At 47.7% G+C, this 11,872-nt stretch carries 11 protein-coding genes; 2 read left to right on the forward strand and 9 right to left on the reverse strand.

From position 1 onward, the window contains the following. Positions 1 to 23: 23 nt before the first annotated feature. On the reverse strand, positions 24 to 2,096 hold the full coding sequence (fusA, locus tag LTAR_RS00300) for an elongation factor G (RefSeq protein ID WP_062420136.1): 2,073 nt from the start codon (positions 2,094 to 2,096) through the stop codon (positions 24 to 26). Between the two features lie 255 nt (positions 2,097 to 2,351). Here fusA and LTAR_RS00305 point away from each other — a divergent pair, with 255 nt between their 5' ends. Beyond that, a complete protein-coding gene (locus LTAR_RS00305) occupies positions 2,352 to 2,909 on the forward strand; it encodes a class I SAM-dependent methyltransferase (RefSeq protein WP_062420137.1) in 558 nt (185 codons plus the stop codon). Here the strand turns inward: LTAR_RS00305 and LTAR_RS00310 are convergent. Next, on the reverse strand, positions 2,890 to 3,429 hold the full coding sequence (locus LTAR_RS00310) for a GNAT family N-acetyltransferase (protein WP_062420138.1): 540 nt from the start codon (positions 3,427 to 3,429) through the stop codon (positions 2,890 to 2,892). The two genes, LTAR_RS00305 and LTAR_RS00310, sit on opposite strands and share 20 nt — an antisense overlap. Positions 3,430 to 3,452: 23 nt before the next feature. Beyond that, entirely contained in the window at positions 3,453 to 6,095 is a 2,643-nt protein-coding gene (locus tag LTAR_RS00315) for a CBS domain-containing protein (protein WP_062420139.1), read from the reverse strand. 167 nt (positions 6,096 to 6,262) lie between these two features. On the opposite strand from LTAR_RS00315, the gene LTAR_RS00320 reads away from it, so the two are divergent. Beyond that, positions 6,263 to 7,114, forward strand: coding sequence for a PIG-L deacetylase family protein (locus LTAR_RS00320; protein ID WP_062420140.1), 852 nt, complete (start codon positions 6,263 to 6,265; stop codon positions 7,112 to 7,114). A gap of 37 nt (positions 7,115 to 7,151) precedes the next feature. Here LTAR_RS00320 and LTAR_RS00325 read toward each other — a convergent pair whose 3' ends face one another. The 6 genes from LTAR_RS00325 to LTAR_RS00350 all read right to left on the reverse strand — a co-directional run bounded on the left by LTAR_RS00325 (position 7,152) and on the right by LTAR_RS00350 (position 11,863). After that, on the reverse strand, positions 7,152 to 8,018 hold the full coding sequence (locus LTAR_RS00325; protein ID WP_062420141.1) for a MerR family transcriptional regulator: 867 nt from the start codon (positions 8,016 to 8,018) through the stop codon (positions 7,152 to 7,154). A 111-nt stretch (positions 8,019 to 8,129) separates the two neighbouring features. Then, positions 8,130 to 8,987 carry a MerR family transcriptional regulator gene (locus tag LTAR_RS00330; RefSeq protein ID WP_062420142.1) on the reverse strand — a complete coding sequence of 286 codons (858 nt, stop codon included), beginning with the start codon at positions 8,985 to 8,987 and terminating at the stop codon, positions 8,130 to 8,132. Positions 8,988 to 9,124: 137 nt separating this feature from the next. After that, positions 9,125 to 10,174 (reverse strand): BtrH N-terminal domain-containing protein, encoded by a 1,050-nt coding sequence (locus LTAR_RS00335; protein ID WP_062420143.1) that lies wholly within the window; start codon positions 10,172 to 10,174, stop codon positions 9,125 to 9,127. Between the two features lie 556 nt (positions 10,175 to 10,730). Then, the gene (locus tag LTAR_RS00340) at positions 10,731 to 10,922 is read right to left on the reverse strand and encodes a YgaP family membrane protein (RefSeq protein WP_236686555.1); all 192 of its coding nucleotides are present in this window, start codon (positions 10,920 to 10,922) and stop codon (positions 10,731 to 10,733) included. Positions 10,923 to 11,009: 87 nt separating this feature from the next. Next, positions 11,010 to 11,249 (reverse strand): anti-sigma factor family protein, encoded by a 240-nt coding sequence (locus LTAR_RS00345; RefSeq protein ID WP_062420145.1) that lies wholly within the window; start codon positions 11,247 to 11,249, stop codon positions 11,010 to 11,012. Between the two features lie 14 nt (positions 11,250 to 11,263). Beyond that, on the reverse strand, positions 11,264 to 11,863 hold the full coding sequence (locus LTAR_RS00350) for an RNA polymerase sigma factor (protein ID WP_062420146.1): 600 nt from the start codon (positions 11,861 to 11,863) through the stop codon (positions 11,264 to 11,266). Positions 11,864 to 11,872: the final 9 nt, after the last annotated feature.

An 11,872-nucleotide genomic window follows, 5' to 3' on the forward strand; every position in this document is an offset into this window, starting at 1 on the left:
GAGGCCTTTGGATTGGTGTGAAATTACTCTTCTTTCTTGGCCGCCAGCTCTTTCTGGCGGGCGGTAACGATTTCAGCCGTAATGTGGGCTGGAACAACCTCATAGTGGTCAAGTTCCATGTCAAACACCCCACGACCGCCGGTCATGGACCGGAGCTGGGTGGTGTAGCGCAGCATTTCCACCAACGGCACATGGGCTGTGACGGTTGAATGTCCGGCTTCGGTTTCCATACCCTGAACGCGTGCGCGGCGAGTGTTCAAGTCACCAAGCACATCACCCATATTCCCTTCAGGAACAGTGATTTTGACATTCATGATAGGTTCTTGAAGAACAGGATTGGCATCTTTGAAGGCTTGTTTGAAGGCTTCACGGCCGGCGATTTCAAAAGCGATTGGTTTGGAATCAACCGGATGTTCTTTGCCATCAAAGACGGACACGCGAACACCGGAGATCGGGTATCCGGCCAGAACGCCTTCTTTCATAACACTCAAAATACCTTTTTGAATGGATGAGCTGTAGCTTTGGGAGACAGCGCCACCGAACACATCCCAGGTGAAATCAAAATCTTTGTCGGGGCAGGGTTCAATGCGCAGAGCTACTTCACCAAATTGACCGGAACCGCCGGTCTGTTTCTTATGGCGGTAGGTAGCTTCTGCTTTCTTATTGCAGGCTTCTTTATACGGAACCTTGGGTTCTGAAATGATCAGGTTGACCTGGAATTTTTGCGCCGCCCGGCGGATGGCCACATCGATATGCTGGTCGCCCATGCCGGTCAAGATGGTTTGTAATGTGGTGGCATCATTATGCCATGAAAGTGTGAGGTCTTCTTCACACAGGCGGGTTAATGTGGGGCTGATCTTTGTTGAGTCTGCCTGTGTTTTGGGGAATACGGCGACCTGGTAGAGGGCTTTCGGGTACACCGGCAGAGGTAAGGTGAGCGGATGGGCTTTGTCGCTCAGGGTATTACCGGTGGAGGTTTCAGAGAGCTTGGGAACGACACCGATATCTCCACAGTGGAATAATTTCACCGGGATGGTTTCTTTACCGCGGGCAATACTCACCGTACCAAAACGTTCTTCCACACCTTTGTTCTGATTCCAGACATGGCTGTCTGATGCGATGGTTCCTGAATACAGGCGGAAGAATGTCTGTTTACCGACAAACGGATCGGCAGTAGTTTTCCAGACGTATGCTGCCAGAGGTCCGGTGTCTGAGGCTTTCAATTCTTCCTCTTTGTCCTTGTTCTGGGCAATAACTGCTGGTATATCGGCCGGTGACGGCATGTAGGAGACGATGGCATCCAGCAGAGGAGCCATTCCTGTTTCAATACCTAATGAACCGGTGAAGGCAGGAATGAAGCCGCAGGAGCGGACCATGCTGCATAAACCGCGTTGTACTTCTTCGGTTGTCAATTCGCCGCTTTCAAGGTATTTTTCAAGCAGGGCATCTTCACCTTCAGCCGCTGCTTCTACCAGAACGGTGCGGGCTTCTTCTGCTTCTGCCTTCAGATCTGCCGGAATATCAACCACAGTCTTTCCATCACCCTTATAGGCCTTCATGGTGATCAAGTCAATCACACCCTGGAATTCTGCTTTTTCTCCCCAGGGAAGTTGGACCGGAATGACACGTGTTGATGAAAACTCCTGGATGCTGGAAAGTGCTTTACGGAAGTTAGCATTATCGCGTTCCATCTTGTTGATCACTACGAAACGAGGCAGTTTCATGGTGTCACAATGATGCCAGGCAATTTCCGTTCCGACTTCAAGACCGGCAACCGAATCGATCAGGACCACCGCGCCATCCGCAACGCGCAGCGCCGAGATTACTTCGCCGATGAAATCGGTGTATCCCGGTGTATCCAGTAGGTTGATTTTGTGGTCTTTGTATTCCACCGGAATGACTGAGGTGGAAAGGGAAATTTTGCGCCGAATTTCTTCATCTTCAAAATCGGAAACAGTGGTGCCATCATCGATTTTACCGATACGAGTGGTCGCTCCGGTAAAATGGAGGCAGGCTTCGGCAAACATGGTCTTGCCGGCACCGCTATGTGAAACCAGCGCAATGTTGCGGATCGATTCAGTCGTATATTCTTTCATGAACGAACCCTTCCGAAGAAAAATGAGCTAATAACGCCGGATAATTTTATATGGATAGACGGTTTCTGTAAAGCAGACAAATGTCAGCATATTTCGCATACAAAAGCATACGATCTTCAGGAAGAAAGAGCCAAATTTGTCATTTTTCCGGGAAATCCAGGAAATCTGTGTTGTTGATATGATTAACACACCAATTGTTGAAAGCTTTTTTTATTGAGGTGAACCATTAAATCGATAAAGAGGTGGGTGGTCAGGTTGAACACAAACCTGCGGTATTTCCAGCGACCTCCCTGGGATACCCGTCAATCTCCGGTTGAATTGCTGGAATTCATAAAATCGCATCCGGCTGGCTGTGCGTTAGATATTGGCTGCGGGACTGGCACAAATTGCCTGACCCTGGCCCAGGCTGGCTGGCAGGTTTGTGGAGTAGATTATGCCTGGCGGGCAATTGATCAGGCCAGGGCGCGCCTGACTGCATCGAACCTGGTCGTTAATTTTATGGCGATAGATATTACGGCGGCAAAATTCTTTGATGGCTCTTTTGATCTTGTTCTGGATATTGGCTGTTACCACAGTTTTGATGAACCATTAAGAAAATCCTATCGTAGACTGGTCAGCCGTTGGTTAAAACCCGGAGGATATCTCCTCCTGTATGGGCACTGCCGGTCGGAAAACGGTTTGTCAACCACACAATTAACTGAAACGGATATCGTCTGGTTTCAGGAAACCCTTACCCTGGTGCATCGTAAGGATTGTGAAGATAAATGGGGGCGAAAAACGCTGTGGTTGTGTTTTATAAAACCTGCGCAATGAATTTTTCCATGCGCCAGGCCGGCTCTTCTACATTCCGGAGGATCCCCTTTTCATCGTGGTACGACCAGCGCCCCGCTTCATGTGCAACCACACGATAACCTAACCGGCTGTAAAGCCGGCGGGCGGCATAGTTGGTTTTACCCACATTCAAAGTGACCCATTTGAATCCCCGACGGATCAAATCTTCTTCCATCACATGCATCATACGGGTGCCCAATCCCGCTCCACGATATGGCGGACGGATGCGGAATGCATACATGTAAGCCCGCGAAAAACCATCAGCCAGTTCCTGACGTTCAGCATTCAGTTGGACGAATAGTTGCCCGATGATACCGTTTACCGGTTTATCTGCCACCCATAGAATGGATGAACCGATCTGAGACCGCTCAAATTCCATCAGGTAGACTTCACGGTAGCGGGTATATTCACCGTCCCATTCGAGGGCGGGTAAGTCGGTCTTCTGCAATTTGCGGATGGAAACATTTTCCACCCATTGTTTTTCTTCTACGCTGGTTTCCATAGATGGTTAAGGTTGTACGTGCATTATTCGTACCGTTGGATCAATGTGGATAAAAGCATGTTTTCCTCCACTTTATTTTTGATTTCGCCATTTAACCAGGCTGCCCGCAAAGTGTCCAGTATGGTGCGGTAATACGGCCCGCGTGGTATCCCCAGCTTTTCAAGATTCCGACCGTTGATGGTGGGATGGATATGTCTCCATGTGGTCAGATATTTCATGATGATTTCACCGCCCGGGTTATCTGGATTGAAGGCTGCCCCGGCTACGAGGGCGGTTTCAGGCTGGTTATCCAGGTAATTAACGATTTCTACAATCGATAGCGACTCCAACTCAGGCAAACGCGATTGAACGTTGGCGGACGATTCCAAAATACGGCAAAAGCTGGAGGGCAACTTCAGCCGCTGACATATGCTGGCCATCTGGGAAGAATTAAATGAATGGAAGAGTACCAGCCAGCAGAATTCTGCCGGAATGGTCTTTTCTTTTCGGTGTGTCAGTTTAAGGTGATTGATCAGATTATCCCAGTCTTTTGTTTGATCTTTCCCCCAATGTAGACCGGGGAAGATCGATTCCAATAAATTTAACTCCTCCAACCGCCGAAAAACCGCAGGCGGATCATCTTCCTGAAAGATCAGATTGAACTCATGACGAATCCGATCGCCAGAGACCTGACGCAGAAGATCGCTGGCCTGCTTGATCAATTCAAGCGTCCGGGATTCAATTCGAAAATGGAAGCGCTGCTCAAAACGGGCCGCCCGCAGCATACGGGTCGGATCATCTACAAATGACAGGGAATGCAGCACTCTGATCCGTTTTTGACGTAGGTCAGCCAGGCCACCCCAGAAGTCATACAGTTCGCCATGATGCCGTCCGTTAAGCCGCAGAGCCATGGTGTTGATGGTGAAATCCCGGCGGTGAAGGTCAAGCTTGATACTGCTGCGTTCAACAGTTGGGAGGGCGGTGGGATATTCGTAAAATTCTGTCCGGGCACTGATGAAGTCCAGCGCATCTGGAAATTCGGCCGTATTTAAAATCGATGATTCGGCCAATTGTTTCGAGAGTGTTTCAGCAATTTCTTTGATCTGCCACTTGGCTGTACCAAACCGACTGTGGGTTACTACACGGCCGCCGTATTCCTGACTCAGGAAATTTGCCAGTCGGATGGCATCGCCTTCGACCACAATATCAAAGTCAATACCGGAACGATCGAGCAGGAGATCTCGAACATAGCCACCTACGATATAAATTGGCAGGTGATGGTCTTCTGCTGCCTGTTTTATAATTTGCAACAAAGCCCTCCGGGCAGGCGGCAGAGATTGTTCAAGTTTATGAGCCAGGTTAATATGACCGGGCAGGCTGATCTGACCGTGATGCAGTGTTTTCAACAGGTCTGTGCGGGTAACAATGCCGATGACCTGTTTCTTGGAGGGGTCCACTACTGGAATCTGCCCCCAGCCTGTGGAGGTCATTACATCCTGTAAGGTTTCAATGGGATCATCGGGAGAAACAGTCACTTCTCCGGCTTCCATCAGACTGGATGTGGGCAGGTTGAGTTTATGTGAAATCGCCCGGTCAACTGCCCGCCGGGTAAGCAGACCAACAACCCGGCCGTCATTCACCACCGGATAACCCTCATAGCCATATTTTTGCATCAATGCCTGGGCTTCCTGAGTGGATGTTCCCGGTGAGATCAACAATGGCTTTCGGGACATGATTTTTCGAACACGTATAGATGGCTGCACACAGGTAGGCAATAAGGCATCCAGTTGTTTTTTCGTGGAATCCAGTAGATCCTGCAATGTGGCTGGCGTGATTTCGCCTGCCGGGTGAAGAAGGGCTGCACTGGCACGTTCATGCCCGCCGCCGCCGAATTCCCGGGCTATGCGGGCAACATCAATGCTGTCACTGGTAGAACGCGCAATGATACGAACCCCATCACGAGTGGTCACCAGCACAAAAAGTGCATCCGGATCCAGAAGGTCGCGCAATTTATGGGCGATGGATGAGATTTCTTCGTTCATGTCTTCTGCATGTCCGGTAACGGTGATCACCGTGTGGCCATGGATATGCCTGGGTTCTGCAGACGCCAGCAAGCGGTCATATAGTTGACGTTGGGCGGCTGATAGAGGAGGATTCAAGAAATCTGCCGCAATCTTCAAACTGGCACCCTGATCCATCAGGTAAGCGGCTGCCCGTATATCGCGCGAAGTTGTTGAGGCATACGTCAGTGAGCCGCTGTCTTCATAAATGCCCAACAGCAGCAACGTAGCCTGGATCGGGTTAAGGGATCCGTTATGAGCATGGATGTGTTCTACAAACAGGGTGGTGCAGGCGCCAGTTTTATCCAGCGAGATTTGCCAACCGGGTGATATGTCTCCCCGTTGATGATGATGGTCGATCACCCGGACGTGCGTCGAACGACGCATACCTTTTACTGTAACCAGTGATTGGGTATCCACCAGAATGATGGATTCGATGACTTCCCCGCTGAGGTCCTGTTGTTCAACAAAGGGAAGTTCAGCTCCATAGAGATTCAAGAAGGCCCGAACATTACGGTTTAAACGAGGCGGCAATACGGGAATCGTACCTTCATGCACGAGAGCTGCACCCAGAAGGGATCCAACAGCGTCAAAATCAGCCTGATCGTGAGTGAGGATCAATTGCATAACTGTATTTTATGCTAAAAAAGGGCCTGACATGAGATTCGGTTTGATCGTACTTTATGCGTTTTATTTGGTTACATAATAAAAGCTACTACAATTACCTGAGGATGATATTGAGGTTTACCCCCCTTTTTCACAGTTAGAAAAAGGCAGGGAAACGCGAGGAATGCATGACTGAAAAGAAAACATTACTGGCTGTTCTGGCTCACCCAGATGATGAGTCATTTGGAACGGGAGGTACACTGGCTTTATATGCCAGACAGGGTGTAGATGTATATCTGGTCTGCGCCACGCGGGGTGAAGTTGGCGAGATGCCGGAAGAAATGATGGCTGGATTTAAAACCATAGGTGAAAAACGCGAATCGGAATTACGCTGTGCCGGTGAGACTCTTGGTCTTAAATCCATCTTTTTCCTGGGTTACCGTGATTCGGGTATGCCGGGAACAGCAGATAATCATCATCCGCAGGCATTGGCTGCTCAACCCACCGAAGCTGTGGCCTGTGAGGTGGCGCAATTTATCCGCCGACTGAAGCCACAGGTGGTGATTACATTTGACCCGATAGGCGGATACTATCATCCCGATCATATTGCCATTCACAAAGCCACAGTTCGAGCATTTAACCTGGCTGGCGATCCATCATTTGATTGTGGAAACCTGAAACCTTATACCCCGCAGAAACTCTATTTCCAGACCATTTCGAGGCGTTTTCTTCGGTTCGCGGTTGGATTGTGGCGCCTTTTGGGGCGCGATCCACACAAATTTGGTACAAATCAGGATATTGACATGGCTGCGATTGCCGAGGTGGAATTCCCCATCACGGCACGCATTCACTGTCGGGATGTAGCGGATATCCGGGCCGCTGCGTCAGCCTGCCATGCCAGCCAGGGTGGAGCAGGCATGAGCGGTGGAATTGTCGGGTGGTTTCGCCGCCAATTTGATTCCACCGAAGATTACATGCGTGCCGTTCCGCCGGTAAAAAAAGGTGAAAAAGAAACCGATTTATTTGCCGGAGTGGTGTAATCGGCTGTCATCTTAACCGGCTAACTGTCTTTAATACTCACAGGTCAAATGCCGCATCTATTCCGTATCCCGGACGGGCAATATCCCGTTTGAATTCTGGATCGTTTGGATCACCTGTGAGGAATTGAATCTCGATATGAACCAATTTGATAGGCTCACCAGGATTTGCAAGGTGATGTAGATATACCTCGCGGGATGGCGATTGGATGGCCAGCTTATGTTTGTTTAGATAATCGATGATCCTTTTATATCCCATCCATTTTCTATCAGTTGGACCTTGATAGGTAACTGTCACAGCTTTTGCTCCGGGCAAGTCACGAAAGACAATCCCGGGAATGTCTTTTTTCTCTCGTACTGGCAGGCAGCAATCTATATCCATTTCTTCATCATATTGATGGTCATCATGAAACAGGACAAACGGTTCCCCGGCAGATATGCCGCCACAGGCAAGCATCAGTTTTTGAAGGTTGGGATGGATTTCTTCCTGTTTCCCATGGAAAGAAATGCTGGCTATGGGAATCATGGGCAAGGTTTTTTGCTTCAATTCCCCCACGAAAGTTTCATTGTCAACTGTTTCTTCGAGCATTGACTGCAGCTGATCCAATGTCAAACCCGCGTTTTCTCCTATTTTGCCTTCCTCGGCAATCCTGGTTTGCCAGTGTTTGATCAAATTCCGGGTATCCCGGTGTTTGGTCAACACATCTTTGATAATCTCCAGAGGAATTCCCAACCTGTGGAAACGGTGGATAATTTCAATTCTATGAAAGCATTTTTCATCGAAATAACGGCGTGATGTAAATTTATCAATTCGGGTGGGCAGAACCAGGCCTTCCTGATGGTATTGATGTAAAGTCTTACCGCTAACCCGTGATATCTTCGATACGTCTCCAATTGAATATTCCATTAATGCACTCCATTGAGAGTTTCAATCATATAGTCAATTAATTCTGAAGCCTGTTGAGCCTGCAATCCGTCATGTTTGTGCCATGTTATCATGTGTTTTCCCATGGAAACATCAGGCATGGATGTTTAATGTGATTTTCGTGCGTATAGACTTGGTTATCGGGTCTTCATCATCGATGACAGGAAACTGTATTTCGGTTAAATAATTCTCCGGATTGCCGGGTAGGATTTTCCCTTTCCCCCTGAGATAAATCTCTCTGGATGGTGGAACAATAGGGAAATCTTTCTTATTCAAATAGTCAACGATCTTCTGGTATGCCTTCCAGATTGTGCTGTAATCACCTTTGTGCATGATGGTGGCCATACGTTTTCCGGGCAGCGTCGAAAACTTAAATCCGGCGGCGGGTATTTTTCTTGATATCGGCAGGCAACACTCAATGTTCATGTTTTCATCGGCATGGTGGTCATCATGGTACAGGCAGAAGGCTGGACCGTTGATCACCGATTCAAAGACGGAGAAAAGGTGGGTCAAATGGCCATTTATTTCTGAATATTGCCCTTTAAAACGGATGGATGCCATGAATATGCCGGGAACATCTTTAATCACCACATCGCCAAGCGGTTCGGGCACCAGCTTTTCTTGCTGAATGAACGATTCAATCTTCTCCCGAATTAAGGAATACTCTGTAATTTGCCGGTCAACCTCTTTCAGCCTTTCCTCCATATATTCGATGATGCTACTATCATCTTTGCAGGTATCCAGTATTTCCTTGATTTTTTCAAGCGGGAATTCCAACTCTTTCAAACGGTTTATGGTTTCAACCCGGGTGAGAGATTCTTCGTTATAGTATCGATAGGATGTAAATTTATCAATACGGGTGGGAAGCAGGAGACCGATCTCATGGTAATACCGAAGGGTTTTTACCCCTAACCGGCAGATTTTTGAAAAGTCTCCGATCGAGTACTCCACAATCCACTCCTGTTCTCTCTATCTATTTTCGCTTAAATTGAAAGGAAATCAATATTTTTGTCCAAGGGTTATTTAAAAACCATACCCGGCAAGTTTTCACCGGGTATGGTTTATGGTCAGCCAAAAATTGGTAGAGGTTATCGCAGGTATTGGAAGGCTTTTTCTTCGTGTTTGGCAATTTCAGAAATCAAGTCTGACATTTTTTCCATGCAGGATGTTCCTGCCAGAATCTGATCCACAGCGGCATCGGTCAATTGACCGATCAACTCTCCACTCAGGGCAAATTCACACGACGCCTGTTCCCATTCTGGATGTTGGAATTCTTTTGCCAATTCTGATAACTCTTTGGAGAAACGGTCGCGGATAGCCTGATGGGTATCCGGATGATTGATCGGGTAGGATAGCAGGCGCTGGGGCGGCATGGGCACTGTACTGCACGTGAAAGTTACCAGAAAGGTCAGGCTTTCCTTGATCTGTTGTGGAAAGAGTTCGGCAGGCCAGTTCATAATATCTTTGGCCAAATGTCGCAAGCCTTTTATTCCCATAAATCCGACAGGTGGATTCAAGAACAGGCTGGCTTTCTTTTTTAATCCCTTTTCTGCAATTTCCTTCAGGGGCGCAATCTGATCTCCAAATTCCACAATGCAAAAGGTATTCTTTTTAACCTGACCGGGCATCTCGATATTCAATGACTCGCGCAGATCGTCAATGGTGATGGTCTTTACATTCAGGTGACCGTTGTCTTTTACATAGGCTTCCCCTCTTTCATTATCATAGCCCACCAACAACACATAGTGTTGCGGAATATGCATCTTGTGGTAGAAGCGGGGATAGTACGGCAGGTAGAACATATCCAGCATGCCCAGGATTACAGGAATCCCTCGGTCAACACTGGCACATATCTCCTTCCAGGCTGTTTTGAAACTCTTTCCTTCAGAAAACGTCCATTGATAACCCAAGATATCTGATAACAGTTCATGTTGAACGCGGCCAGTCCCATTCCCCCAACAGACCATCCGTTGAACGGGCGCTTTCTTATTTTTCAGATACATGAAACCGATCATACTTAAATCCATCAGGAAGTAACCGGGCAGTTGGTTCCCTGTTTTCCATTCATACATATCTTCAAGCCCATTAATCGGGCAGGCGAAATCGGCCACTTTGTGCGGTAACTCAATAATTGACATTCAACCCTCCGTTTGATTGAAGTGCTGATCAGCCTGTAAAGCTTAATCCCTCCAGTTACGGGAGAGTCAAGGGGTGAAGAATAATTCAGCAACCGCTGCCAGATGGGTTGAAAGCCTGCAGGATGTTGATTTATTCTGCCAATAACTCAACCCACAATGTTAAATAACCTGGACCCATCAAAGTCAAGCCTGTATGATTAAATTCCAAAAAACATTAAAACAACCTGGTAAACAAGAAAATATCCAAAGAAACTAAAAGGGAATCGTGTCTTTTTCCCGTCTGGTCGTGCCGGGTTATGCACCTTCTGATTATCATCGGTGTTTACTGCAGCCATGTGACTTTATCTTTGCAGGCTTCTTCTGTTTTTTTTCAGGACGGATGACATCGCCTTCTAAACGCCGCACCAGGATGCCCTGAATTTGACGATCGTCGGTTGTGTGGAATGACGGGATGAAAAAAAATCTCCTGTTTGTTCGCTGCCCCCTTTTTTATTGAATGATGACATGGGAAGAATCAGGGGCGGAAAACATCCGCCCCTGTAATGAATCTTTTCGTTTATCTGTTCGTTTTGAATTTCAAAAGTGAGTAAAGCGGGCAAAAGCCGATTAACCCGGTGAGAAGGGCAATCGCGCCAATAATGACCAGCACAATACCCGGCGTTCCGGTTACCATGTTGCTAACGAAAGCCGCTATTAATACCAATCCCAACACCACCCGGATAATCCGATCGACACTTGATTCGTTCATTTTCATTTCTTCCTCCAATTAACTATTTGCTACCAATATGATGATTTATATCCGCAATGGTTACAAAAATACCCGTGAATGAAGGATTTATGTGCAATGATGACTGGCTGATGCTTGTATGGCAGACAGTAAAGCAGCCCGGTGTTCCGGGGTGATGCACGTCTTACACGATTTCTTATACAGATTTATCGTCTCCCGAAGGGTTTTCACGGTGGCCGTGCAATTCGGGCAGGTTGCCAGGTGTTTTTCAGCTTCTTCCAGTATTTCTACTGGAAGATCCCCATCAATGTAATCAGAAATATAGCGGACGATATCTTCACATTTCATTCTGGTTTTTCCTGTCAATTTCCTATCAACCGTTCTGAGAAATAGTCAGATAATTTTTCCCTGAGCGCCAGCCGTGCGCGGTGAAGCCTGACCTTAACAGCTGTTTCAGTGAGACCTAGCACTTCAGCCGTTTGTTCGGTGCTCTGGTCTTCCATATCGCGCAGGAAAAAAACCACCCGGTATTTCATGGGTAACGCCTGAATAGCGTTTTTGAGATAATCTGCGGCTTCTCCATCTGTCAGCAGTTGTTCCGGCGATACATCCCAATCCACCAGATTGTGCGGAAGCGGAGCCGGGGTTTCGTCATCTGGTTCATCTTCGGGGAGTGGATCTTCTGGCCTGTTTCGCAGTCTGGCCATGGCGGCATTATAGGCAATACGATACAACCATGAACTGATTTTTGACCGTCCTTCAAAGCTCTCCCGGTGGGTTATAGCGGAAATAAAGGTTTCCTGCACTACATCTTCCGCCATAGTGGAATCGCCAAGCAGCTGAACGGCGAGTCGATAAATGGGGTCAGCATAGGTTTCGAAAAGTTCTGAAATAGCCGAAGAAGGATCGGCAGATTGGAACCGGGCGGTTAGTTCCTGTTCTCTGGTTATTTCGTTATTCATTAGATGTTC

The sequence above is a fragment of the Leptolinea tardivitalis genome (assembly GCF_001050275.1).
GTDB lineage: Bacteria > Chloroflexota > Anaerolineae > Anaerolineales > Anaerolineaceae > Leptolinea > Leptolinea tardivitalis.

Excerpts from the sequence above, each read along its gene's own strand:
- fusA (WP_062420136.1), bottom strand. The coding sequence starts at position 2,096 with ATGAAAGAATATACGACTGAATCGATCCGCAACATTGCGCTGGTTTCA.
- LTAR_RS00310 (WP_062420138.1), bottom strand. The coding sequence starts at position 3,429 with ATGGAAACCAGCGTAGAAGAAAAACAATGGGTGGAAAATGTTTCCATC.
- LTAR_RS00315 (WP_062420139.1), bottom strand. The coding sequence starts at position 6,095 with ATGCAATTGATCCTCACTCACGATCAGGCTGATTTTGACGCTGTTGGA.
- LTAR_RS00320 (WP_062420140.1), top strand. The coding sequence starts at position 6,263 with ATGACTGAAAAGAAAACATTACTGGCTGTTCTGGCTCACCCAGATGAT.
- LTAR_RS00325 (WP_062420141.1), bottom strand. The coding sequence starts at position 8,018 with ATGGAATATTCAATTGGAGACGTATCGAAGATATCACGGGTTAGCGGT.
- LTAR_RS00335 (WP_062420143.1), bottom strand. The coding sequence starts at position 10,174 with ATGTCAATTATTGAGTTACCGCACAAAGTGGCCGATTTCGCCTGCCCG.
- LTAR_RS00340 (WP_236686555.1), bottom strand. The coding sequence starts at position 10,922 with ATGAACGAATCAAGTGTCGATCGGATTATCCGGGTGGTGTTGGGATTG.
- LTAR_RS00345 (WP_062420145.1), bottom strand. The coding sequence starts at position 11,249 with ATGAAATGTGAAGATATCGTCCGCTATATTTCTGATTACATTGATGGG.
- LTAR_RS00350 (WP_062420146.1), bottom strand. The coding sequence starts at position 11,863 with ATGAATAACGAAATAACCAGAGAACAGGAACTAACCGCCCGGTTCCAA.